Origin of the sequence: Pseudomonas sp. DCB_AW (assembly GCF_026240895.1) — a bacterium.
Classification (GTDB): domain Bacteria; phylum Pseudomonadota; class Gammaproteobacteria; order Pseudomonadales; family Pseudomonadaceae; genus Aquipseudomonas; species Aquipseudomonas kermanshahensis.
The window spans coordinates 24,460-48,678 of the sequence record NZ_JAPFCE010000033.1 but is presented as its reverse complement, the minus strand read 5'-3'; the positions used below and the strand labels follow the sequence as shown (position 1 = coordinate 48,678).

Below are 24,219 nucleotides of genomic sequence, written 5' to 3'. Positions count from 1 at the left end.
CTGCGAATAGGCCAGTAGCCCCAGCTTGCCCTCACGGCCCCTTCGCAGCACAAGGCTGCTCCTACAGGGGGGGGCGCGTCGCTGAGGGGGATCTGTTGGCCGTCTCGCTTGCACTCCCACCCCAGGCTGCTAAACCTTAAAGGGTTGCATCCGCCATCATCGAAGGAATCGCTAGCATGGCAGTCGAGACTGATTTTTCGCAGGACGGGAAAAAGCTGACGATCACGGTCAAGGGTCGTTTCGATTTCGGCAAGCATCAGGAGTTTCGCGAAGCCTACGAGCGCCAGCCTGATCGGCCGGACTCGGTGGTCGTGGACCTGAAAGACACCACCTACCTCGATAGCTCTGCGCTCGGCATGTTGTTGCTGCTGCGCGATCACGCGGGCGGCGACGATTCGGACGTGCGCGTGGTGCATGCCAGCTCCGATGTGCGCAAGATCCTCGCCATTTCCAATTTCGAAAAACTGTTCGACATCAGTTGAGCCGCGTGATGGCTGCCGAACAGGCGTTGACCGTGCTGGTCGCCGAAGACGGGGCCGCCGACCGCTTGTTGCTGGCGCAGATCGTCCGGCGCCAGGGGCATCAGGTGTTCACCGCAGAAAACGGCGAGCAGGCGGTGGCGCTGTTTGTCGAGCAACGCCCGCAACTGGTGCTGCTCGATGCGCTGATGCCGGTGATGGACGGCTTCGAAGCGGCCAGACAGATCAAGGCCCTGGCCGGCGAAACGCTGGTGCCGATCATCTTCCTCACCTCGCTGAATGAGGAGGATGCCCTGGTGCGCTGCCTGGAGGCCGGCGGCGACGACTTCATGGCCAAGCCCTACAGCGCGGTGATCCTCGCCGCCAAGATACGCGCCATGGGCCGCCTGCGCAGGCTGCAGGCCACCGTGCTGGCCCAGCGCGACGAGATCACCCGCCACCATCACCACCTGCTCAACGAGCAGCGGGTGGCCAAGGCGGTATTCGACAAGGTGGCCCATGCGGGCTGCCTGGCTGCCCCCAACATTCGCTACCTGCAATCGCCCTATGCGCTGTTCAACGGTGACCTGCTGCTGGCCGCGTTCACGCCCTCGGGGGACATGCAGGTGCTGCTGGGGGATTTCACCGGCCACGGCCTGCCCGCCGCCGTCGGCGCCATGCCCCTGGCTGAAGTGTTCTACGGCATGACAGCCAAGGGGTATGGCCTGGCGCAAACCCTGCGCGAAATGAACGCCAAGCTCAAACGCATCCTGCCGGTGGACATGTTTTGCTGTGCAGTGATGCTCAACCTGAGCGTGCAGCGTGGTTCGGTGGAGGTGTGGAACGGCGGCATGCCGGACGGCTATCGCTTGTCTGAAGGCGGCGAGGTGCTGTCGACGCTGGCTTCGCGCCATTTGCCGCTGGGTATTCTTGCCCCTGAGCGCTTCGACGACAGCACGCAAGTGCTGCCGCTGGCGGCGGGGGAGCGCTTGCTGCTGTTGTCAGACGGCGTGCTGGACACGGCCGATGACCAGGAACGCTTGTTTGGCGTCGAGCGCTTGCAAGGGGTGCTGGCTGACAACCGAGACCCGGCCCACTTGTTTGATGAGGTGATGCAGGCCCTGGAACGTTTCGGCGGGCAGCCTCGAGACGACATCAGCCTGTGCGATATCCGCATGTTCGCGGCCGATGAGCGGGTGCCGGCGCCGATGATCTACGCTGAACGCGGTCGCCCCAGCCCGCTGGATTGGTCGCTCGGGTTCGAACTGCGCGGCGAAAGCCTGAAGCAGTCCAACCCAGTGCCGTACCTGGTGCAGCTGTTGCAGGAAATCCACCCGCTGCGCGCGCGCACCGGCAATCTGCACAGTGTGCTCAGTGAGCTGTTCTCCAATGCCTTGGAGCATGGGGTGTTGGGCCTGGATTCGCGGCTCAAGCGCGATGTGCAGGGCTTTGCAGATTACTACCGGGAGCGAGCCCAGCGCTTGGCGGCATTGGCTGACGGTTTTGTGCGCATTGACTTGAAGGTTGAACCCCGCGCCGATGGCGGGCGTCTGATGATCGAGGTGCGTGACAGCGGCGCAGGGTTCGATGTGCAGCGGGTGCTGTCGCAGCCGCCTTCGGAGCAGGGCCTGAGTGGCCGTGGCCTGCAGCTGGTAACGCGGCTGGGCAGTAATGCGCAGTGGTGCGAAGGCGGCCGCTGCGCCCGGGTAGAGTTTGTATGGTGAGCCCGCCTGTGACCCTGGGGCTGGCTCGGGCATAATCTGGCTTGATCAAGGAGTGAACAAGTGACTGAGATTCATATCGACCACAAGGTGCTCAACGACCTGCGTGAGGTCATGGAGGATGGCTACCTGCATCTGGTGCAGACATTCCTGGATGACTCCGAGCGGCGCTTGAGCGAGTTGCACGCTGCCAAAAACGCCGATGAGCTGGGGTCAGCGGCCCATAGCTTCAAGGGCAGCAGCAGCAACATGGGGGCTGTCGCGCTGGCTGGCCTGTGCCAGCAACTGGAAGACCGCGTGCGCCAGCCACCGCTGTATGGCATCGAGGACCTGATCAACCGTATCGACCTGGAATATGTAGAGGTTCGGCGCTTCTACCGCGGTGAGGAACACCGTATCTCGGCGGGCTGATGCGCGACTTGGCGCGAGTCTTGCTTTTCTTTGCCCGGATGACTTTTCAGTTTCTGGCGCGGAGACCGCTCAATGCCTGTCGCACCCAATCCTTTGTTGCAAGCAAACGCTGTTGGCAAGTCGTCGCGAGCGACCAGCTCGATGGTGGACAAGCCCTCGCAGGCGCTGGGTGACGCGGGCGGTGGCTTCGACCAGGTCATGGCCAAGCAGAAAGCGTTTGGGCAGGACGACAAGGTCGCCCAAGCCAAACCCAAGGACAAGCCGGAAGTGGCACACGGCGGCAAGAAAGATGCTGCCGACAAGCCATCGGTTGCCGATGACGGCAACAAATTGCCAGCCGACGATCAGGCCTCAGACCCCGCTGACACAGGGTTGCGCGACGCCAGCCTGGTGGCCGGCCAGGTCACCGATGCGCAGCCCGGTGCGCAACTGATTCAAGCCCAGGCTGAGGCCGTGGCGCCCGTGCTTCAGGCTGCCACTGCACAGTCGCAAGCCAGCGCAGCGCTGACGGAGGAGCCTGCCGCCGAAGAGGCGTTCGACCCCGACGCCGACCCCTTGGCCAACCTGCCAACCTTGCGCCTGGCACTGGAACAGAGCGCCCAGGCCAAAGGCACCACCTCGGCACACGCCGTGGACCCTTCGCAAGCTCAAGGCGATGAAGGCCGAGGAGCCGTCAATACCTTGGCGAATCTGGTCGATACCGCTGAGGGCGAGGCGGGCGAGCCAGGCGACAAGGCCTTCGGTGCACTGCTAGAAGAGGGCCTGAAGGACACCAAGAGCGCCAGCAGCGACACGCGCGTCGACGATTTCGCCGATCGCCTGGCCAGCCTGACCCAGGCGGCCACGGCGAAAACCACCAATGCCGTGCCGGCGAATGCCAGCCCCTTGCACCAACCCTTGCCGATGAACCAGAACGCCTGGACCGAAGGCCTGGTGAATCGGGTCATGTACCTGTCCAGTCAGAACCTCAAGTCGGCAGACATCCAGCTGGAGCCCGCCGAGTTGGGGCGGCTGGACATTCGCGTCAATGTAGCGGCGGATCAGTCGACCCAGGTGACCTTCATCAGTGGCCACGCCGGTGTGCGTGATGCCCTCGACAGCCAGGTGCACCGCTTGCGCGAGCTGTTTACCCAGCAGGGCCTGGCGCAGCCAGACGTCAACGTTGCTGACCAGTCGCGTGGGCAACAGCATCAGCAGGCGCAGGAACAGGGCAGCAATCTGTCGGGCGTCGCGGCGCGGCAACAGGCTGGGCAGGGCGGCTCCGAACAGGTCGATAGCAGCAGGCCGGTTGAGCAGCAGGTGGTGATTGGCGACAGTGCGGTTGATTATTACGCCTGAGGGCGGGGTGCCTGTCTTTAGGTTGTTGGTGCCGTTGAGATCGAGCGCCGCCCGCGCGGCGCTTCGCAGCACAAGGCTGCTCCTACATCTGTTTCGGGCCAATTATTCCTGTGGTGGGGGCGCGCGCCTCTATCACAGGCTTTACTGGCCCGAAATAAATGTAGGAGCAGCCTTGTGCTGCGAAGCGCCGCGCGGGCGGCGCTCGATCTCCCAGGCGCTGCCCCCCTAACGCCAAACCCACCCAAACCTCATTCCATCCCCCACCCAAAACCTGGCATAACACTTGCTCAAGCCACGTCATCCTCCTTTGAACCCCCGATGGACGACGGATTATTGGCATGGCGAAAACCGAAGCAGTAAAAGACCCCGCCACAAAAGGCAAACTCAAGCTGATCCTGCTGTTGGTGCTGGGCCTGGTGCTGGCGATCGGCCTTTCGGTGGGCGCTACCTGGTTCATCATGCACAAGAGCGAGTCCGCGCCGGCCACCGACCCGGCCGCCGCCAACGTCAAGCCTGTGGCCATCTACGAAGCCCTCACCCCGGCCTTCGTGGTCAACTTCAACCAGAACGGCCGCCAGCGCTACATGCAACTGAGCATCACCCTGCAAGCACGTAACCAGGCTGACCTGGATGCCCTCAAGGTGCACATGCCGGTGATTCGCAACAACCTGGTGATGATGTTCTCCGGGCAGGGCTTCGACACCCTGGCCGGCAGCCCGGTAGGGCAAGAGATGCTGCGCCAGAAAGCCACCGCCGTGGTGCAGGAAGTCGCCCAGAAGGAAGTCGGCAAGCCGGTCATCGACCAGTTGCTGTTCACCAATTTCGTATTGCAGTAGGAGTCCGCAATGGCCGTACAGGACCTGCTGTCCCAGGATGAAATCGATGCGCTGTTGCACGGTGTCGACGATGGTCTGGTGCAGACCGAGAGCGCTTCCGAACCAGGCAGTATCAAAAGCTACGACCTGACCAGCCAGGATCGTATCGTCCGCGGTCGTATGCCGACCCTGGAAATGATCAACGAACGCTTTGCCCGCTACACCCGTATCAGCATGTTCAACCTGCTGCGCCGCTCGGCGGACGTGGCGGTGGGCGGCGTGCAGGTGATGAAGTTCGGCGAGTACGTGCATTCGCTGTATGTGCCGACCAGCCTCAACCTGGTCAAGATCAAGCCACTGCGCGGCACCTCGCTGTTCATCCTCGACGCCAAGCTGGTGTTCAAGCTGGTGGACAACTTCTTTGGCGGTGACGGCCGTCACGCCAAGATCGAAGGCCGCGAGTTCACCCCGACCGAGTTGCGCGTGGTGCGCATGGTCCTCGACCAATGCTTCGTCGACCTCAAGGAAGCCTGGCAAGCCATCATGCCGGTCAACTTCGAGTACATGAACTCCGAGGTCAACCCGGCCATGGCCAACATCGTCGGTCCCAGCGAGGCGGTGGTGGTGTCGACCTTCCACATCGAGCTGGACGGCGGTGGCGGCGACCTGCACGTGACCATGCCGTACTCGATGATCGAGCCGGTGCGCGAGATGCTCGATGCGGGCTTCCAGTCCGACCTGGACGACCAGGACGAGCGCTGGGTCAAGGCCCTGCGCGAAGACGTGCTGGACGTGGCCGTGCCACTGACCGCCACGGTTGCCCGCCGCCAGCTGAAGCTGCGCGACATCCTGCACATGCAGCCTGGCGATGTGATCCCGGTGGAGCTGCCCGAGCACTTGGTGCTGCGCGCCAACGGCGTGCCGTCGTTCAAAGCGCGGCTGGGTTCGCACAAGGGCAACCTGGCCCTGCAGATCATCGACCCGATCGAACGCCGCTGACGGCGTGCCGGTCGCTCACTACGAATTGAATGCCTGTCGAGGAAATCATGGCTAACGAAAACGAGATCACGTCCGCGGAAGACCAGGCCCTGGCCGACGAATGGGCGGCGGCGCTGGAGGAAACCGGTGATGCCGGCCAGGCCGATATCGACGCGCTGCTGGGCGGCGACACCGGTAACAGCGGCGCTGGCCGCCTGCCGATGGAAGAGTTCGCCAGCTCGCCGCGGCCGAACGAGAACGTCAGCCTCGAAGGCCCTAACCTGGACGTGATCCTGGACATTCCGGTGAACATTTCCATGGAAGTGGGTAGCACCGAGATCAACATCCGCAACCTGCTGCAGCTCAACCAGGGGTCGGTGATCGAACTCGACCGCCTGGCCGGCGAGCCGCTCGATGTGCTGGTCAACGGCACGCTGATCGCCCATGGCGAAGTGGTGGTGGTCAACGAGAAGTTCGGCATTCGCCTGACCGACGTGATCAGCCCCAGCGAACGTATCAAGAAGCTGCGCTGAGTGAAGGGCACGATGCGCGCCGGCGCTGCTTTTGCCGGGCTGCTCGCCAGCCAGTGGGCCTGCGCGGCGGCCAGCCCTGCGGCAACCACCGCTGCCGCGCCTGGCAGCCTGGGTGGGCAACTGGCGCAGATGGTCTTTGGCCTGCTGTTGGTGGTGGGCCTGATCTTCTTCCTGGCCTGGATGTTGCGCCGCATGCAAGGCGCGGCGGTCAAAGGTGGCCAGGTGATCGAGATCGTCGGCAGCCGGGCCATCGGCCCGCGTGACCGCCTGTTGCTGGTGCAAGTCGGCAAGGAGCAGATCCTGATCGGTCACACCCCAGGCAGTATCGAGGCCCTGCATGTGCTGGCCGAACCCGTCGAAGTGCCCGCAGCTGCCCGTCAGGCAGCGCCGGAGTTTGCCCAGCGGCTGATGGAGCTGATGGGCAAGGACCAGAAGGACAAGAAGTGATGACCGGCGTGCTGCGCATGATGTTGACCCTGGCGCTGCTGCTGGCCGCGCCATTGGCCCTGGCCGCCGACCCGCTGTCGATCCCGGCCATCACCCTGTCCAATGGGGCAGATGGGCAGCAGGAGTATTCGGTCAGCCTGCAGATCCTGCTGATCATGACGGCGCTGAGCTTTATCCCGGCGTTCGTCATCCTGATGACCAGCTTCACCCGCATCATCATTGTCTTCTCGATTTTGCGCCAGGCCCTGGGCCTGCAGCAGACACCTTCGAACCAGATTCTGACCGGCATGGCGCTGTTTTTGACCATGTTCATCATGGCGCCGGTGTTCGATCGGGTGAACCAGGATGCGCTGCAGCCCTACCTGAAAGAGCAGATGACTGCCCAACAGGCCATCGACAAGGCCCAGGGGCCGCTCAAGGACTTCATGCTGGCGCAGACCCGGCAGAGCGACCTGGACTTGTTCATGCGCCTGTCCAAGCGCACTGACATCGAAGGCCCTGACCAGGTGCCACTGACCATCCTGGTGCCGGCCTTCGTCACGTCCGAGTTGAAGACCGCGTTCCAGATCGGCTTCATGATCTTCATCCCGTTCCTGATCATCGACATGGTGGTCGCCAGCGTGCTGATGGCCATGGGTATGATGATGCTGTCGCCGCTGATCATTTCGCTGCCGTTCAAGATCATGCTGTTCGTCCTGGTCGATGGCTGGGCGCTGATCATGGGCACATTGGCCAGTAGTTTCGGCGGCGTCTGACGCCGTCAAGGAGAGCCACGCATGACCCCTGAAGTTGCTGTCGACCTGTTCCGCGATGCACTTTGGCTGACCACGCTGATGGTCGGCATCCTGGTGGTGCCGAGCCTGCTGGTGGGCCTGATGGTGGCGATGTTCCAGGCCGCCACGCAGATCAACGAACAGACCCTGAGCTTCCTGCCGCGTCTGCTGGTGATGCTGGTCACGCTGATCGTCGCCGGGCCTTGGCTGGTGCAGAAGTTCATGGAATACATCACCACGCTCTACACCAGCATCCCGCAGCTGATCGGTTGACACGGCCATGCTGGAGCTGACCAACGCACAGATCGGCACCTGGGTCGCCACCTTCATCCTGCCGTTGTTCCGGGTGACGGCAGTGCTGATGACCATGCCGATCTTCGGCACGCGCATGCTGCCGGCGCGGGTGCGCCTGTACGTGGCGGTGGCCATCACCGTGGTGATCGTCCCGGCGCTGCCACCGTTGCCCGAGTTCGAGCCGTTGAGCTTGCAGGGCCTGCTGCTGTGTGGCGAGCAGATCATCGTCGGGGCGTTGTTCGGGTTCTCGTTGCAGTTGCTGTTCCAGGCCTTCGTCATCGCTGGCCAGATTGTCGCGGTGCAGATGGGCATGGCCTTCGCCTCGATGGTCGACCCGGCCAACGGCGTCAACGTCACGGTGATCAGCCAGTTCATGACCATGCTGGTCAGTGTGCTGTTCCTGTTGATGAACGGGCACCTGGTGGTCTTCGAAGTGCTGACCGAAAGCTTCACCACCTTGCCGGTGGGCAATGCGCTGATGGTCAGCCAGTTCTGGGAAATGGCCGGGCGCCTGGGTTGGGTGTTCGGTGCCGGGCTGTTGCTGATCTTGCCGGTGATTGCCGCGTTGCTGGTGGTGAACATCGCCTTTGGCGTGATGACGCGGGCGGCGCCACAGCTGAACATCTTCTCCATTGGCTTCCCGCTGACGCTGGTCATGGGCATGGGGATTTTCTGGGTCGGCCTGGCCGATATGCTTTCCCACTACCAGGCATTGGCCAGCGACGCGCTGCAATGGCTGCGTGATCTGGCAAGGGCGCGCTGAGCATGGCTGAAAGCGAGAGTGGTCAGGACAAGACAGAAGACCCCACCGACAAGCGCAAGCGCGATTCGCGTGAGAAAGGTGAGATTGCCCGCTCCAAGGAGCTGAACACGGTGGCGGTGACCCTGGCAGGCGCCGGCGGCCTGCTGATGTTCGGCGGCCACTTGGCCGAGACGCTGCTGAGCGTGATGCGCATGAACTTCAGCCTGACCCGCGACATGATCGTCGACGAGCGCGCCATGGGCGCGTTTTTGCTGGCCTCGGGCAAGATGGCGATCTGGGCGGTGCAGCCCGTACTGATTCTGCTGTTCGTGATCTCGTTCGTTGCCCCGATCGCGTTGGGTGGCTTCCTGTTTTCCGGCAGCCTGCTGCAGCCCAAATTCAGCCGCATGAACCCGCTGTCAGGGATCAAGCGCATGTTCTCGATGCATGCCCTGACCGAGTTGCTGAAGGCCCTGGCCAAGTTTTTCGCGATCCTGATCGTGGCGGTGGTGGTGCTGGTCAGCGACCGCCAGGCGTTGCTGTCGATTGCCAATGAGCCGTTGGAACAGGCGATCATTCACAGTGTCCAGGTGGTGGGGTGGAGTGCGCTGTGGATGTCGGCGGGGCTGCTGCTGATCGCGGCGGCGGACGTGCCGTTCCAGCTGTGGCAGACGCACAAGAAAATGAAGATGACCAAGCAGGAAGTGCGTGACGAGTACAAAGACTCGGAGGGCAAGCCTGAGGTCAAGCAGCGTATTCGCCAGCTGCAGCGCGAGGTGTCGCAGCGGCGCATGATGGCGGCGGTGCCGCAGGCGGACGTGATCATCACCAACCCCACGCACTATGCCGTGGCCCTGCAGTACGACCCGGAGAAGGGCGGGGCAGCGCCCTTGCTGCTGGCCAAGGGTACTGATTTCATGGCGTTGAAGATTCGCGAGATTGGTGTCGAGCACAAGATCCAGATCCTTGAATCGCCGGCCCTGGCGCGGGCGATCTATTACTCCACCGAGCTTGAGCACGAGATCCCGGCGGGGTTGTACCTGGCGGTGGCGCAGGTGTTGGCGTATGTGTTCCAGATTCGTCAGTACCGGTCGGGCAAGGGCAAGCGGCCGGAGCCGTTGAAGGATGATTTGCCGATTCCGCCGGATTTGCGGCGTGATAGCTGATAGGTGCTTGGCGATGGTCGTTCAGCGCCTGTGAGATCGAGCGCCGCCCGCGCGGCGCTTCGCAGCACAAGGCTGCTCCTACATCTGTTTCGGGCCAGTGAGGCCTGTGATATTCGCGCGCGATCGCCTCAGGAATAATTGGCCCGAGAAAAATGTAGGAGCAGCCTTGTGCTGCGATGCGCCGCGCGGGCGGCGCTCGATCTCAAACCCACCAAAAACCCCAAGGCGAACACCCAAATAGCAAAGTTGGAAGGCTTCTTGCAGAGCCACGCCCAGGCGCTCCCTGGGCGTCAAAGTTTTGCATCAAGAGGACTCGCGGTGGATCGCACTCAGTTAATCAACAACGCACGCCACAACCTGGCCGGTCTCGGCCGGGGCAACCTGGGTGTGCCGCTGTTGCTGCTGGTGATGTTGGCAATGATGATGTTGCCGATACCGCCGTTCCTGCTCGACGTGTTCTTCACCTTCAACATCGCGCTGTCGATCGTGGTGCTGCTGGTCTGCGTCTACGCCCTGCGCCCACTCGACTTCGCCGCATTCCCCACCATCCTGCTGGTGGCGACGCTGCTGCGCCTGGCCCTGAACGTCGCCTCCACCCGTGTGGTCATGCTCCACGGCCAGGAGGGCCATGGCGCTGCGGGCAAGGTGATCCAGGCCTTCGGTGAAGTGGTCATCGGCGGCAACTACGTGGTCGGTGCGGTGGTGTTCGCCATCCTCATGATCATCAACTTCGTCGTGGTGACCAAGGGTGCCGGGCGTATTTCCGAGGTAAGCGCGCGCTTCACCCTCGATGCCATGCCCGGCAAACAGATGGCCATCGACGCCGACCTCAACGCCGGCTTGATCGACCAGGCCCAGGCCAAGGCCCGCCGCTCCGAGGTCGCGCAGGAGGCCGAGTTCTATGGCTCGATGGACGGTGCCAGCAAGTTCGTGCGCGGCGACGCCATCGCCGGCCTGCTGATCCTGTTCATCAACCTCATCGGCGGCATGCTCATCGGCATGCTCCAGCACGGCATGCCGTTCAGCGAAGCCGGCAAGGTGTACGCCTTGTTGACCATCGGTGACGGTTTGGTGGCGCAATTGCCATCACTGCTGCTGTCCACCGCTGCGGCCATCATGGTCACCCGGGCTTCGGGCTCGGAAGACATGGGCAAGCTGATCAACCGGCAGATGTTCGACTCACCCAAGGCCCTGGCGGTCTCTGGTGCGCTGATGATCATCATGGGCCTGGTGCCGGGCATGCCGCATGTGGCCTTCCTCAGCCTTGGCCTGATGGCCGGTGGCGGTGCCTACCTGGTGTGGAAGAAACAGCAGCAGGTGAAGGTCAAGGCCCAGGAAGAGGCGCAGCGCCAGCAGGACCTGCTGCCCTCGCCACAGCGTGCGCTGGAAACCAAGGAGCTGGGCTGGGACGACGTTACCCCGATCGACATGATCGGCCTTGAGGTCGGTTACCGCTTGATCCCGCTGGTCGACCGCAACCAGGGCGGCCAGTTGCTGGCGCGGATCAAGGGCGTGCGCAAGAAGCTGTCCCAAGACCTGGGTTTCCTCATGCCCACCGTGCACATTCGCGACAACCTCGACCTGCAGCCCAGCGCCTACCGCCTCACGTTGATGGGGGTGATCCTGGCTGAAGCGGAGATTTACCCGGACCGCGAACTGGCGATCAACCCGGGCCAGGTATTTGGCACCCTCAACGGCATTGCCGCACGCGACCCGGCCTTTGGCCTGGAGGCGGTGTGGATCGACGTCGGCCAGCGCTCCCAGGCGCAGTCGCTGGGCTATACCGTGGTCGATGCCAGTACGGTGGTGGCCACGCACCTCAACCAGATCCTGCAAAAGCACTGTCACGAGCTGATCGGCCATGAGGAAGTGCAGCAATTGCTGCAAGTGTTGTCCAAGGCTTCGCCTAAACTGGCAGAAGAATTGGTGCCGGGTGTCATTTCCTTGTCGGGGCTGCTGAAGGTCCTGCAGGCATTGCTGTCCGAGCAAGTGCCGGTGCGCGATATCCGCAGCATCGCCGAGGCCATCGCCAACAACGCGGGCAAGAGTCAAGATACCGCCGCGCTGGTGGCCGTGGTGCGCGTCGGATTGTGTCGCGCCATCGTGCAAAGCATTGTCGGCGTTGAGTCTGAGCTGCCGGTGATCACCCTTGAACCGAGGTTGGAACAGATTTTGCTCAATAGTCTGCAAAGGGCCGGGCAGGGTCAGGAAGACGGTGTTCTTCTGGAACCGAGCATGGCCGAAAAGCTGCAGCGTTCGCTGATTGACGCGGCCCAGCGCCAAGAGATGCAAGGCCAGCCGGCCATTCTCCTGGTCGCCGGCCCGATCCGCGCCATGCTGTCGCGCTTCGGTCGCCTGGCTGTACCGAATTTGCATGTTCTGGCGTATCAGGAAATACCTGACAACAAGCAAGTCACCATCGTTGCCACCGTGGGCCCTAACGGCTGAGGTAGTGGATAATGCAAGTTAAGCGATTTTTCGCCGCCGATATGCGTCAGGCCATGAAGCTGGTCCGGGATGAGCTTGGCTCCGATGCCGCCATCATCGGTAACCGCCGCATCGCCGGTGGTGTCGAATTGACGGCCGCGCTGGACTACAAATTGTCCGCCCTGGCCCCGCGCGTACCCAACGCCGAGCTTGAAGAAGAGCTGCGCAAGACCCACACGCGCATTGCCACGGCCCAGGCCGAGCTGGACCAGCGCAGCGACACCAGCGACAACAACCGCCAATTGTTCGCCGGCCAGTCGCTGACGGCCTCCGAGCCGCTGGTCGAGCCCCACGTGGACGCCCCGGCACCTGCCGCTGCGCCAGTCCCAGCGCCGGTCGACCCGCGCCTGTTCGATGCCATGCGCTCGGAGCTGTCGGGCCTGCGCGAGCTGCTGGAAGTGCAGCTCGGCTCGCTGGCCTGGAGCCAGCTGCAAGGCAGCAAGCCGCAGCAGGCCAACCTCTGGCGCCGCCTGCAACGCATCGGCCTGTCCGGCCCGATTGCCCGTGAACTGCTCGACCTCACGACTGAGATCGAAGAGCCACGCCAGGCCTGGCGCATGCTGCTGGCGCACCTGGCGCGGATGATCGAAATCCCCGAGGTAGAGCCGATTGAAGAGGGCGGTGTGATCGCCATGGTAGGCCCGGCCGGCATGGGCAAGACCACCACCCTGGCCAAGCTGGCCGCGCGCTACGTGCTCAAGTACGGCGCCCCGCAGTTGGCGCTGGTGAGCATGGACAGCTTCCGCATCGGTGCCCAGGAGCAGCTCAAGACCCTGGGGCGCATCCTCAATGTGCCGGTGACCTACGTCGACCCGGGCCAGTCCCTGGCCCAGGCGCTGGAACCGCTGCTGCGTAAACGCGTGGTGCTGATCGATACCGCTGGCCTGCAGGCCAGCGACCCGGCCCTGCGCATGCAGCTGGAAACCCTGGCCAGCCGTGGCATCGCCGCGAAGAATTACCTGGTGCTGGCAACCACCAGCCAGAAGCAGGTGCTGACCGCCGCCTACCACAGCTACAAGCGCTGTGGCCTGGCCGGCTGTATCCTGACCAAACTCGACGAAACGGCAAGCCTCGGCGACGTGCTGAGCCTTGCCATCAGTCATGAATTGCCGGTGGCCTACCTGACCGATGGGCCGCGCATTCCCGATGATTTGCACTTGCCCCGGGCGCACCAGCTGGTCACCCGTGCGGTCAATGTGCAGCAGCAGGACGAGCCCAGCGAAGAGGCCATGGCCGATATGTTCGCTGATCTCTATCACAACCCACGGCGAGCGGGTTGATGATGAAGTGTGTGCAACGTAGCTATGCCAAGGGGCACGCAGAATTGCCTCACGTGTGGCCTGAGTCCCAGCGAGACAAGGTAAAGAACAGACATGGGTAGCATGCATCCCGTACAGGTGATCGCCGTGACCGGTGGCAAAGGTGGCGTCGGCAAGACTAACGTTTCAGTGAACCTGTCTCTGGCGCTGGCCGAGCTTGGCCGCAGGGTCATGTTGCTGGACGCCGACCTGGGCCTGGCCAATGTCGACGTATTGCTAGGCCTGACCCCCAAGCGCACCCTGGCCGACGTTATTGAAGGGCGCTGTGAGCTGCGCGATGTGATGCTGCAAGGCCCCGGCGGTGTGCGCATCGTACCGGCGGCCTCCGGCACTCAGAGCATGGTGCACCTGGCGCCGGCCCAGCACGCTGGCCTGATCCAGGCGTTCAGCGACGTCGGCGACAACCTCGACGTGCTGGTGATCGACACCGCTGCGGGTATCGGTGACTCGGTGGTCAGCTTCGTTCGCGCGGCCCAGGAAGTGCTGCTGGTGGTGTGCGACGAACCCACCTCGATCACCGACGCCTACGCACTGATCAAACTGCTCAACCGTGACTACGGCATGAACCGCTTCCGGGTGCTGGCCAACATGGCGCAGAGCCCGCAAGAAGGGCGCAACCTGTTCGCCAAGTTGACCAAGGTCACCGATCGCTTCCTTGACGTTGCCCTGCAGTACGTGGGCGCCGTGCCGTACGACGAGTGCGTGCGCAAGGCGGTGCAGAAGCAGCGCGCGGTGTACGAAGCGTTCCCGCGTTCCAAGTGTGCGTTGGCCTTCAAGGCCATTGCGCAGAAGGTCGACAGCTGGCCGTTGCCGGCCAACCCGCGCGGGCATCTGGAATTCTTCGTCGAGCGTCTGGTGCAGCCCACCAGCGCAGGACCGGTACTATGAATGCGAGCGGCTTCAAGATGTACAGCAGGGCGTCGAAAGACGCCCAGTACGAGCTGATCGAACGCTACGCCCCGCTGGTCAAGCGCATCGCCTATCACCTGTTGGCGCGGCTGCCGGCCAACGTCCAGGTCGAAGACCTGATCCAGGCCGGCATGATCGGCCTGCTGGAAGTGGCCAACAAGTATGACGCCAGCAAGGGCGCCAGCTTCGAGACCTACGCCGGCATCCGCATCCGCGGCGCCATGCTCGACGAGGTGCGCAAGGGCGATTGGGCACCGCGGTCGGTGCACCGCAATACCCGCATGGTCAGTGATGCAATGCGCGCCGTTGAAGCAAGAACCGGTCGCGACGCTAAAGATCACGAGGTTGCTGCCGAACTCCAATTGAGTCTCGATGATTACTACGGGATTTTGAACGATACCCTGGGCAGCCGGCTGTTCAGCTTCGACGACCTGTTGCAGGACGGCGAGCACGAAGGCCTGCACGAAGACGGCGCCAGTGGCCAGGTCGAACCGGCGCGTGGCCTTGAAGACGAGCGCTTCCAGGCTGCCCTGACCGATGCGATCGCCAACCTGCCAGAGCGCGAGCGGCTGGTGCTGGCGCTGTACTACGACGAAGAGCTGAACCTCAAGGAAATCGGTGAGGTGCTGGGCGTCAGCGAGTCGCGGGTAAGCCAGTTGCACAGCCAGTGCGCCGCACGTTTGCGCAGCCGTCTGGGTGAGTGGCGGGCGCGCTGAGCGCCAGCCGTTGCACTGAAGACGCTGCAGCCGTTTCACGTTGTGCCGAATTGAATGAATGCGTGCTCGGGGGCCGAGCGCGTTTGAGACTGCTTGGAGGTCTAATTGGACAAGAACATGAAAATCCTCATCGTTGACGACTTTTCGACGATGCGGCGGATCATCAAGAACCTGCTGCGTGATCTGGGCTTCACCAACACCGACGAAGCTGACGACGGCACCACTGCGTTGCCGATGCTGGAAAACGGCCACTACGACTTCCTGGTGACCGACTGGAACATGCCGGGCATGTCCGGTATCGACCTGCTGCGCAAAGTCCGCGCCAGCGAAAAGCTTAAAACCATGCCGGTACTGATGGTGACGGCCGAAGCCAAGCGCGACCAGATCATCGAAGCGGCCCAGGCCGGCGTCAATGGTTACGTGGTCAAGCCGTTCACCGCTCAGGTGCTCAAAGAAAAGATCGAGAAGATCTTCGAACGCGTCAACGGCTGAGTCACGTCAGGGGGCGCGCCATGGATTCATCACAAACGTCTTTGGGGGAGTTCGAATCGACCCTGAAGAAGCATGCCCAGGAGCTGGTCGAGAGCCTGGAACGCGGGCGCTTCGGCGAGGCGGTGCAGCTGATTCATCAGCTGAACCAGACCCGCGACCGCGGCCTGTATCAGGAAGTCGGCAAGCTGACCCGTGAGCTGCACAGTGCGATCGTCAGTTTCCAGATCGACCCGCACATGCCGCAGGCCGAGGAGGTCTCGCAGATCACCGACGCCACCGAGCGCCTGTCCTATGTGGTCAAGCTGACCGAGGGTGCCGCTAATCGCACCATGGACCTGGTCGAGGAGAGCACGCCAGTGCTCAACGACCTGGCGGGTGAGGCCAAGGCCCTGAGCGTGGACTGGCAGCGCTTCATGCGCCGCGAAGTGGCCGCGCCGGAATTCCGTGACCTGGTCAAACGCGTCGACAGTTTCCTGACGCACAGCGCTGAAGGTAACCGCAAGGTCTCAGGCCACCTCAACGACATTCTGCTGGCTCAGGACTATCAAGACCTGACCGGGCAGGTGATCAAGCGGGTCACCGCGCTGGTCACCGAGGTGGAAAGCAACCTGCTCAAGCTCGTGCTGATGGCCAGTCAAGTCGACCGTTTTGCCGGTATCGAACATGACCACCAGCAGCTGCGTGCTGAAAAAGATCAAGAAAAACATCCGACTCGGGGTGAAGGTCCGCAGATTCATGCCGATAAGCGTGAAGACGTCGTGTCCGGTCAGGACGATGTCGATGATCTGCTGTCCAGTCTGGGTTTTTAAGGAGCACGTTTAATGAGCTTCGGCGCCGATGAAGAAATCCTTCAGGATTTCCTGGTAGAAGCCGGCGAAATTCTTGAGCAACTGTCCGAGCAACTGGTCGAGCTGGAAAGCCGACCGGATGATGCCGACCTGCTCAATGCCATTTTTCGCGGTTTCCACACTGTAAAAGGGGGCGCCGGCTTCCTCCAGCTCAACGAGCTGGTGGAGTGCTGCCATATCGCCGAGAACGTGTTCGACATCCTGCGCAAAGGTGAGCGCCGGGTCGACGCCGAATTGATGGACGTGGTGCTGGAGGCGCTGGACACGGTCAACAGCATGTTTGGCCAGGTCCGCGAGCGCAGCGAGGTCATCCCCGCTACCCCAGAACTGCTGGCGGCGTTGTCGCGCCTGGCCGAGCCTGCTGCTGCCGACGCAGTCGCAGCGCCTGCGGCTGCAGCCGAGCCGGTCGCCGCGGCGCCTGCCGAAGAGCCAGACATCACCGACAGCGAATTCGAGCAGCTGCTCGACTCGCTCGACGCGGTCAAGGCCCAGGCCGCTGCCGATGAGCAGATGCAAGGCGAAACCGTCAGCAGCGCCGGTGACGAAATCACCGACGCCGAATTCGAATCGTTGCTCGACCAGTTGCATGGCAAAGGCCAGTTCAGCGCGGAAGTCGCCGCTGAGCCTGTGGCCAGCGCTGCGGCCCCGGTCAGCGATGAAATCACCGATGAAGAGTTCGAGTCGCTGCTCGATCAGTTGCACGGCAAGGGCACCTTCCAGGCCGATGCCTTGCCGGCCGCCAATGCGCCAGCAGCGGCAGCGCCGCAAAGCGTTGCAGCGGCCAGCCCAACGAGTGACGAGATCAGCGAGCACGAGTTCGAAGCCTTGCTTGATGAGTTGCACGGCAAGGGCAAGTTCTCGGGTGACGCGGTCGCGGTCGAAGCGCCTGTCGCCGCCAAGGTCGAGAGCAAGCCGGTGGCCAAACCGGCACCTGCTCCAGCCGCCGCCCCAGCAGCTGCCAGCAAGCCCGCACCTGCGCCTCGCGCGCCCGCCCCAGCGGCAGAAAAACATGCGGTCAGCGAGGCGGAAACCACCGTGCGCGTCGACACTGCGCGCCTGGACGAGATCATGAACATGGTCGGCGAACTGGTGCTGGTGCGTAACCGCCTGGTGCGCCTGGGCTTGAACAGCGGTGACGAGGCCATGTCCAAGGCCGTGTCAAACCTCGACGTGGTCACCGCCGACCTGCAGACCGCGGTCATGAAGACCCGCATGCAGCCGATCAAGAAAGTCTTCGGCCGCTTCCCGCGCCTGGTTCGCGACCTGGCCCGCCAGCTCAAGAAAGAGATCAACCTGGAGCTGGTCGGTGAAGAAACCGACCTCGACAAGAACCTGGTCGAGGCCCTGGCCGACCCGTTGGTGCACTTGGTGCGCAACGCCGTCGACCATGGCGTCGAGATGCCCGACGAGCGTGAAGCCACCGGCAAGGCGCGTACGGGCCGGGTGGTGCTGTCGGCTGAACAGGAAGGCGACCATATCCTGTTGTCGATCTCTGATGACGGCAAGGGCATGGACCCCAACATCCTGCGCGCCAAGGCCGTGGAAAAGGGCCTGATGGACAAGGACGCCGCCGAGCGTCTGAGCGAGTCGGACTGCTACAACCTGATCTTCGCCCCGGGCTTCTCGACCAAGACCGAGATCTCTGACGTGTCTGGCCGTGGTGTCGGCATGGACGTGGTGAAGACCAAGATTTCCCAGCTCAATGGCTCGATCAACATCTACTCGGCCAAGGGCCAGGGTTCGAAGATCGTCATCAAGGTGCCGCTGACCCTGGCGATCATGCCGACCTTGATGGTGATGCTGGGCAACCAGGCCTTCGCCTTCCCGCTGGTCAACGTCAACGAGATCTTCCACCTTGACCTCTCGCGTACCAACGTGGTCGATGGCCAGGAAGTGGTGATCGTGCGCGACAAGGCATTGCCGCTGTTCTACCTCAAGCGCTGGCTGGTCCAGGGCCAGGTGCACGAAGAGCAGCACGAGGGCCATGTGGTGATCCTGTCGGTCGGCACCCAACGCATCGGCTTTGTCGTCGATCAACTGGTGGGCCAGGAAGAAGTGGTAATCAAGCCGCTGGGCAAGATGCTGCAGGGCACGCCGGGCATGTCCGGGGCCACGATCACCGGCGACGGTCGCATCGCGTTGATCCTCGACGTTCCGAGCATGCTCAAGCGTTACGCCGCGCGGCGTATTTGATTTCGGTGGCGCGCCCTGGCGGGTTGCGCCGCCTAATGGAGTGTTTATGGCAGTCAAGGTCCTGGTGGTGGATGATTCCGGTTTCTTCCGCCGCCGTGTCTCGGAAATCCTCTCGGCGGACCCGACGATCCAGGTAGTGGGTACCGCGACCAATGGCAAGGAAGCAATCGACCAGGCGCTGGCGCTCAAGCCCGATGTCATCACCATGGACTACGAAATGCCCATGATGGACGGCATCACCGCAGTGCGGCACATCATGCAGCGCTGCCCGACGCCGGTGTTGATGTTCTCTTCGCTGACCCATGAAGGCGCCCGGGTGACCCTCGACGCGCTGGATGCCGGTGCGGTGGATTACCTGCCGAAGAACTTCGAAGACATCTCGCGCAACCCCGAGAAGGTCAAGCAGATGCTGTGCGAAAAGGTGCATACCCTGTCGCGCAGCAATCGTCGTTTCGGCAGTTACAACCCAGCACCTGCCGCTGCGCCGGTCACTACCAGCAGCAGCCATGCGCCGACCAGCAGCTTCGCAAGCCCGGCCTCGGCCCCGGCGCGCACGGCACCGCCGGTGCGCACCCCGGCCGCAGCGCCCGCGGCACATGCCCCGGCACCCAAGCGCAAACCTTACAAGCTGGTGGCCATTGGTACGTCCACGGGCGGCCCGGTGGCGCTGCAGCGGGTGCTGACGCAACTGCCCGCCAACTTCCCGGCGCCGATCGTGTTGATCCAGCACATGCCAGCGGCCTTCACCAAGGCGTTTGCCGAACGCCTGGACAAGCTGTGCAAGATCAGCGTGAAGGAAGCCGAGGACGGTGACCTGTTGCGCCCAGGCTTGGCGCTGCTGGCCCCGGGTGGCAAGCAGATGATGATCGACGGCCGTGGCACGGTGAAGATCCTGCCGGGTGACGAGCGCCTGAACTACAAGCCGTGCGTGGACATCACCTTCGGCTCGGCCGCCAAGTCGTACGGCGACAAGGTGCTGTCGGTGGTGCTCACCGGCATGGGCGCCGACGGCCGTGAAGGCGCGCGCCTGCTCAAGCAGGGCGGCAGTACCGTGTGGGCCCAGGATGAAGCCAGCTGCGTGATCTATGGCATGCCCATGGCCATCGTCAAGGCCAACCTGGCCGACGCAGTGTACAGCCTGGACGAGATCGGCAAGCACCTGGTCGAGGCCTGCGTCTGATGGACGTGCTAAGCCTGATCGGCCTGATCCTGGCGTTTGTCGCGATTGTCGGCGGCAACTTCCTCGAAGGCGGGCATGTCGGTGCGCTGATCAATGGCCCGGCGGGCTTGATCGTGCTGGGCGGCACCTTGGCGGCGGCGCTGTTGCAGTCGCCGCTGTCGGCCTTCAAGCGTGCCTTGCAGATTTTGCGCTGGATCCTGTTCCCGCCCCGGGTCGACCTGGCGGGCGGTATCGACCGGGTGGTGAACTGGAGCCTGACGGCGCGCAAAGAGGGCCTGCTGGGCCTGGAAGGGGTGGCCGATGCCGAGCCCGACCCCTATGCGCGCAAGGGCCTGCAGTTGCTGGTCGACGGTGCCGAGCCTGAAGCCATCCGCAGCATTCTTGAAGTCGACTTCCTGACCCAGGAGGGCCGTGACATCCAGGCCGCCAAGGTGTTCGAGAGCATGGGTGGCTACGCCCCGACCATAGGCATCATCGGCGCGGTCATGGGCCTGATCCATGTGATGGGCAACCTGGCCGACCCGTCGCAGCTGGGTAACGGCATCGCCGTGGCGTTCGTCGCCACCATCTACGGCGTGGCCAGCGCCAACCTGATCCTGTTGCCGATCGCCAACAAGCTCAAGGCTATCGTCATGCGCCAGTCGCGCTACCGCGAGATGCTGCTTGAGGGCCTGCTGTCGATTGCCGAGGGTGAAAACCCGCGCTCGATTGAGCTGAAGCTGCAAGGCTTCATGGAGTAACCATGCGCCGCCGTCGTCATACCGAGGAACACGAGAATCACGAGCGCTGGCTGGTGTCGTACGCCGACTTCATCACCTTGCTGTTCGCGTTTTTCGTGGTCATGTACTCGATTTCCTCGATCAACGAGGGCAAGTACAAGGTCATTTCGCAGGCCTTGCTCGGGGTGTTCAACGACCCCGAGCGGAGCATGAAGCCGATCCCCATCGGTGATGAGCAGCCGCTGAGCGTGCGCCCGGCCGAGCCTTTGGTCAGGGACAGCGAGCAGACCGAAGCGGGCCTGGCGCAGACCAACGTCGACCCGCTGAAGACCATCAGCGACGACGTGCGCGACGCCTTTGGTGACCTGATCAAGACCGACCAGATGACCGTGCGCGGCAATGAGCTGTGGATAGAAATCGAGCTCAGTTCCTCGCTGCTGTTCGGCAGCGGTGATGCCATGCCCAGCGATAAGGCCTTCGACATCATCGAAAAGGTGGCGAACATCCTCAAACCGTTCGCCAACCCGGTGCATGTCGAAGGCTTTACCGACAACCTGCCGATTCGTACCGCGCAGTACCCGACCAACTGGGAACTGTCGTCGGCACGGGCGGCCAGCATCGTCCGCCTGCTGGCCATGGAAGGGGTCAACCCGGCGCGCATGGCCTCGGTGGGCTATGGCGAGTATCAGCCGGTCGCCAGCAACGACAGTGCCGAAGGCCGTGCGCGCAACCGCCGCGTGGTGCTGGTGATTTCGCGCAACCTCGAAGTGCGCCGCAGCCTGACTGGCACAGGTAGCGCCAATGCCACGCCGGATGCGGCGTTGCGCCGTGCTGGCACACAAAGTGCACCGGCAACGGCGAGTCAGTAACTCGTCAATTCTCCGTCACTGCGTGTTGTCTTGCTTGCTGAGCGCGGTACCTGTGGGAGCGGGCTTGCCCCGCGAAGCAGGCGACGTGGTGGATGGCACGGGCTACGCCCGTGTTCGCGGGACAAGCCCGCTCCCACAAGGGTGGGCGCTAAATTTATGAGTCAAGAGTTGTCCTATGAGAGTCTGGGCAGTAGCCAATCAAAAAGGTGGCGTCGGCAAGACCACCACGACCATCGCCCTGGCTGGCCTGCTGGCTGAGGCGGGCAAGCGCGTGGTCGTCGTCGACCTCGACCCGCACGGGTCGATGACCAGTTATTTCGGGCACAACCCCGATGCGCTGGAACACAGCTGCTATGACCTGTTCCTGCACCAGGGCAGCGTGCCCGAGGGCTTGCCGGGGCAATTGCTGCTGCCGACGAGCGACGAGCGTATTTCGCTGTTGCCATCGAGCACTGCGCTGGCGGTGCTGGAGCGCCAGTCGCCGGGCAAGAACGGCCTGGGGCTGGTGATCGCCAAGAGTCTGGCGCAGCTGTGGCAAGACTTCGACTTTGCCTTGATCGACAGCCCGCCCTTGCTCGGCGTGCTGATGGTCAACGCCCTGGCCGCGAGCCAGCAACTGGTGATCCCAGTGCAGACCGAATTCCTCGCGGTCAAGGGCCTGGAGCGCATGGTCGGGACCCTGGCCATGGTCAACCGTTCGCGTAAACAGGCCTTGCCTTACCAAATCGTACCGACCCTGTTCGACCGCCGTACCCAGGCCTCCCTGGGCACGCTCAAACTGCTGCGCGACACCTATGGGCAGCATGTCTGGCAGGGTTACATCCCGGTCGACACGCGCTTGCGCGATGCCAGCCGCAAGGGCGTGACGCCTTCGCAGTTCGATGGTAAGAGCCGTGGGCTGATTGCCTACCGGGCTCTGCTCAAGCATTTACTGACCTACCAAACCGCAGTGCAGGTGGCCTGATGACCCAGACACGGCAAACCAGCACGCGGCCGCAGATGGCCCTGCAATCCTACCTCGATGGCTTGTTGCAAGAGGCCACCGAGGCCGACGACCTGCTCGAGCTGCCGACGGCACCGGAAGACTTCGCCGACGCGGTGCGTGAGGAGCAGGCGCGTGATGCACGCCAGCCTGCCCAGGCCACCCTCGCGGCGCCCCGGCCCTTTGCCGAGCCGCGGTTACAGGTGCTGCCCAGCGTGCTGCCGGTGGAAGAACCGGTGGTGGCGGTGGTCGAGCAGCAAGTAGTGGCCGAGGCCAGCATCCCGGTGCTGATCGAAGCGCCCGCGGTAGAACCGGCGGTGCCGGTGGTGGATGTGCACCTGCCTGCGCCGAACCTGCCGGTGCCGCCAGCAAGCATCGATGGCCGCCCGGCCTGGGCCGCGGAGCCGTTCGAGTGCCTGCTGTTCGACGTCGCCGGGCTGACCCTGGCGGTGCCCTTGGTGTGCCTGGGCTCGATCTACAACCTGGCCGGCCAGGAGCTGACGCCGCTGTTCGGCCAACCGGACTGGTTTCTTGGCATCCTGACCTGCCAGGCCGGCAACCTGAAGGTCCTCGACACCGCGCGTTGGGTAATGCCCGACCGCTACCGCGACGATTTTCGCCAGGGCCTGCAGTATGTGATTTCGGTCCAGGGCTATGAATGGGGGCTGGCCGTGCACCAGGTCAGCCGTTCCCTGCGCCTGGACCCGTCCGAGATCAAGTGGCGCAGCCAGCGTGGCCAGCGCCCCTGGTTGGCCGGCACGGTGATCGAACACATGTGTGCCTTGCTTGACGTCGCCGAACTGGCCGAGCTGATCGCCAGCGGCGCAGTCAAGCAGATGCACGCCAAACACAAATGACACCGAACACACCGCCTAGCGCGGATTTTGAGGGGTAGGGGAATGAAAAAGTCGTCCGCACAAGGTTCCGAAGATCCGATCCTGCAATGGGTAACCTTCCGTCTGGACAACGAGTCCTACGGGATCAATGTCATGCAGGTGCAGGAAGTGCTGCGCTACACCGAGATCGCCCCGGTACCGGGCGCGCCGAGCTACGTGCTAGGCATCATCAACCTGCGTGGCAATGTGGTGACGGTGATCGACACCCGCCAGCGTTTTGGCCTGATGCCGACCGAGGTGACCGACAACACCCGTATCGTCATCATCGAGGCGGACAAGCAAGTGGTCGGCATCCTGGTCGACAGTGTTGCCGAGGTGGTCTACCTGCGTCAGTCCGAGATCGAGACGGCGCCGAATGTGGGTAACGAAGAATCGGCCAAGTTCATCCAGGGCGTGTGCAACAAGAACGGCGAGCTGCTGATCCTGGTGGAACTGGACAAGATGATGACCGAGGAAGAGTGGTCCGAGCTTGAGAACATCTGAGTTGATCCTTGAGGTTGCTGTCATCTTCCTGGCGCTGCTTTGGGCGCTGGGTGTGTGGATGTTCCTCAACCACACCAAGCGCCAGCGCGAGCTGGCGGCGCAACAGGCTGCGGGCGATGCGCTGCGTGATCAGCGTATCAAGGACCTGGCCAAGCGCCTGGACGACTACCAGAACGGTACCGTGCGCATGGGTGAGGCTATCCAAGACGTGCGCGAGACGTTGGCCACCTTGCCGGATCGGCTGGAGCGGCTGGAGCAGCGTGACCCCAGCAGCGTCACCTTCAGCCAGGCGGCCAAGCTGGTCGGCATGGGGGCGAGCGTGTCCGAGCTGACCGAGACCTGCGGCCTGACCCAGGCCGAGGCGGAGTTGATGAGCAAGTTGCACCGCACCGAGTGAGCTGAATCCTTGGGGCCGCTGTGCGGCCCTTCGCAGCACAAGGCTGCTCCTAC

Annotated in this window: 26 protein-coding genes; all 26 read left to right on the top strand. The window is 63.2% G+C overall.

All coding sequences use genetic code 11. The features are described 5' to 3' along the window. The first annotated feature begins 176 nt into the window (after positions 1-176). A complete protein-coding gene (locus OO306_RS17915) occupies positions 177-482 on the top strand; it encodes an STAS domain-containing protein (RefSeq protein WP_265969495.1) in 306 nt (101 codons plus the stop codon). 8 nt (positions 483-490) lie between these two features. After that, the gene (locus OO306_RS17910; RefSeq protein WP_265969494.1) at positions 491-2,182 is read left to right on the top strand and encodes a fused response regulator/phosphatase; all 1,692 of its coding nucleotides are present in this window, start codon (positions 491-493) and stop codon (positions 2,180-2,182) included. A gap of 60 nt (positions 2,183-2,242) precedes the next feature. Further along, positions 2,243-2,590, top strand: coding sequence for an Hpt domain-containing protein (locus OO306_RS17905; RefSeq protein WP_027593025.1), 348 nt, complete (start codon positions 2,243-2,245; stop codon positions 2,588-2,590). A gap of 72 nt (positions 2,591-2,662) precedes the next feature. Further along, positions 2,663-3,928: a flagellar hook-length control protein FliK gene (locus OO306_RS17900; RefSeq protein ID WP_265969493.1), complete on the top strand. Its 1,266-nt coding sequence runs from the start codon at positions 2,663-2,665 to the stop codon at positions 3,926-3,928. 338 nt (positions 3,929-4,266) lie between these two features. Next, positions 4,267-4,764: a flagellar basal body-associated protein FliL gene (gene fliL, locus OO306_RS17895; protein ID WP_085272506.1), complete on the top strand. Its 498-nt coding sequence runs from the start codon at positions 4,267-4,269 to the stop codon at positions 4,762-4,764. A 9-nt stretch (positions 4,765-4,773) separates the two neighbouring features. Next, positions 4,774-5,742 (top strand): flagellar motor switch protein FliM, encoded by a 969-nt coding sequence (gene fliM / locus OO306_RS17890; protein WP_027593022.1) that lies wholly within the window; start codon positions 4,774-4,776, stop codon positions 5,740-5,742. A gap of 47 nt (positions 5,743-5,789) precedes the next feature. Beyond that, on the top strand, positions 5,790-6,254 hold the full coding sequence (gene fliN, locus OO306_RS17885; RefSeq protein WP_186679658.1) for a flagellar motor switch protein FliN: 465 nt from the start codon (positions 5,790-5,792) through the stop codon (positions 6,252-6,254). Positions 6,255-6,266: 12 nt separating this feature from the next. Then, on the top strand, positions 6,267-6,701 hold the full coding sequence (fliO, locus tag OO306_RS17880; protein WP_099430875.1) for a flagellar biosynthetic protein FliO: 435 nt from the start codon (positions 6,267-6,269) through the stop codon (positions 6,699-6,701). Further along, the gene (fliP, locus tag OO306_RS17875; RefSeq protein ID WP_027593019.1) at positions 6,701-7,456 is read left to right on the top strand and encodes a flagellar type III secretion system pore protein FliP; all 756 of its coding nucleotides are present in this window, start codon (positions 6,701-6,703) and stop codon (positions 7,454-7,456) included. Before fliO ends, fliP begins: the two co-directional genes overlap by 1 nt. 21 nt (positions 7,457-7,477) lie before the next feature. After that, a complete protein-coding gene (gene fliQ, locus OO306_RS17870) occupies positions 7,478-7,747 on the top strand; it encodes a flagellar biosynthesis protein FliQ (RefSeq protein ID WP_027593018.1) in 270 nt (89 codons plus the stop codon). A gap of 7 nt (positions 7,748-7,754) precedes the next feature. Next, on the top strand, positions 7,755-8,531 hold the full coding sequence (gene fliR / locus OO306_RS17865) for a flagellar biosynthetic protein FliR (protein ID WP_027593017.1): 777 nt from the start codon (positions 7,755-7,757) through the stop codon (positions 8,529-8,531). A 2-nt stretch (positions 8,532-8,533) separates the two neighbouring features. Then, on the top strand, positions 8,534-9,676 hold the full coding sequence (flhB, locus tag OO306_RS17860; protein WP_027593016.1) for a flagellar biosynthesis protein FlhB: 1,143 nt from the start codon (positions 8,534-8,536) through the stop codon (positions 9,674-9,676). Between the two features lie 318 nt (positions 9,677-9,994). Continuing rightward, the gene (gene flhA / locus OO306_RS17855) at positions 9,995-12,124 is read left to right on the top strand and encodes a flagellar biosynthesis protein FlhA (protein WP_027593015.1); all 2,130 of its coding nucleotides are present in this window, start codon (positions 9,995-9,997) and stop codon (positions 12,122-12,124) included. A gap of 11 nt (positions 12,125-12,135) precedes the next feature. Next, positions 12,136-13,443: a flagellar biosynthesis protein FlhF gene (gene flhF / locus OO306_RS17850; RefSeq protein WP_265969492.1), complete on the top strand. Its 1,308-nt coding sequence runs from the start codon at positions 12,136-12,138 to the stop codon at positions 13,441-13,443. Positions 13,444-13,536: 93 nt separating this feature from the next. Next, on the top strand, positions 13,537-14,370 hold the full coding sequence (gene fleN, locus OO306_RS17845; protein ID WP_027593013.1) for a flagellar synthesis regulator FleN: 834 nt from the start codon (positions 13,537-13,539) through the stop codon (positions 14,368-14,370). Next, the gene (gene fliA / locus OO306_RS17840; RefSeq protein ID WP_027593012.1) at positions 14,367-15,107 is read left to right on the top strand and encodes an RNA polymerase sigma factor FliA; all 741 of its coding nucleotides are present in this window, start codon (positions 14,367-14,369) and stop codon (positions 15,105-15,107) included. The genes fleN and fliA overlap by 4 nt, the downstream gene beginning before the upstream one ends. 117 nt (positions 15,108-15,224) lie before the next feature. Beyond that, on the top strand, positions 15,225-15,599 hold the full coding sequence (locus OO306_RS17835) for a chemotaxis response regulator CheY (protein ID WP_077068541.1): 375 nt from the start codon (positions 15,225-15,227) through the stop codon (positions 15,597-15,599). A gap of 20 nt (positions 15,600-15,619) precedes the next feature. After that, entirely contained in the window at positions 15,620-16,408 is a 789-nt protein-coding gene (locus tag OO306_RS17830) for a protein phosphatase CheZ (protein WP_027593010.1), read from the top strand. Positions 16,409-16,420: 12 nt separating this feature from the next. Continuing rightward, a complete protein-coding gene (locus tag OO306_RS17825) occupies positions 16,421-18,640 on the top strand; it encodes a chemotaxis protein CheA (RefSeq protein ID WP_099428647.1) in 2,220 nt (739 codons plus the stop codon). A gap of 46 nt (positions 18,641-18,686) precedes the next feature. Continuing rightward, a complete protein-coding gene (locus tag OO306_RS17820) occupies positions 18,687-19,820 on the top strand; it encodes a chemotaxis response regulator protein-glutamate methylesterase (protein ID WP_186679667.1) in 1,134 nt (377 codons plus the stop codon). After that, on the top strand, positions 19,820-20,560 hold the full coding sequence (locus OO306_RS17815; protein ID WP_027593007.1) for a flagellar motor protein: 741 nt from the start codon (positions 19,820-19,822) through the stop codon (positions 20,558-20,560). Before OO306_RS17820 ends, OO306_RS17815 begins: the two co-directional genes overlap by 1 nt. Positions 20,561-20,562: 2 nt before the next feature. Then, entirely contained in the window at positions 20,563-21,408 is an 846-nt protein-coding gene (gene motD, locus OO306_RS17810; protein WP_186679668.1) for a flagellar motor protein MotD, read from the top strand. 175 nt (positions 21,409-21,583) lie between these two features. Beyond that, entirely contained in the window at positions 21,584-22,372 is a 789-nt protein-coding gene (locus OO306_RS17805) for a ParA family protein (protein ID WP_265969491.1), read from the top strand. After that, positions 22,372-23,247, top strand: coding sequence for a CheW domain-containing protein (locus OO306_RS17800; protein WP_085272507.1), 876 nt, complete (start codon positions 22,372-22,374; stop codon positions 23,245-23,247). Before OO306_RS17805 ends, OO306_RS17800 begins: the two co-directional genes overlap by 1 nt. 42 nt (positions 23,248-23,289) lie before the next feature. After that, positions 23,290-23,769 carry a chemotaxis protein CheW gene (locus OO306_RS17795; protein ID WP_003254393.1) on the top strand — a complete coding sequence of 160 codons (480 nt, stop codon included), beginning with the start codon at positions 23,290-23,292 and terminating at the stop codon, positions 23,767-23,769. Position 23,770: 1 nt separating this feature from the next. Continuing rightward, on the top strand, positions 23,771-24,166 hold the full coding sequence (locus tag OO306_RS17790) for a DUF2802 domain-containing protein (RefSeq protein ID WP_027593003.1): 396 nt from the start codon (positions 23,771-23,773) through the stop codon (positions 24,164-24,166). Positions 24,167-24,219: the final 53 nt, after the last annotated feature.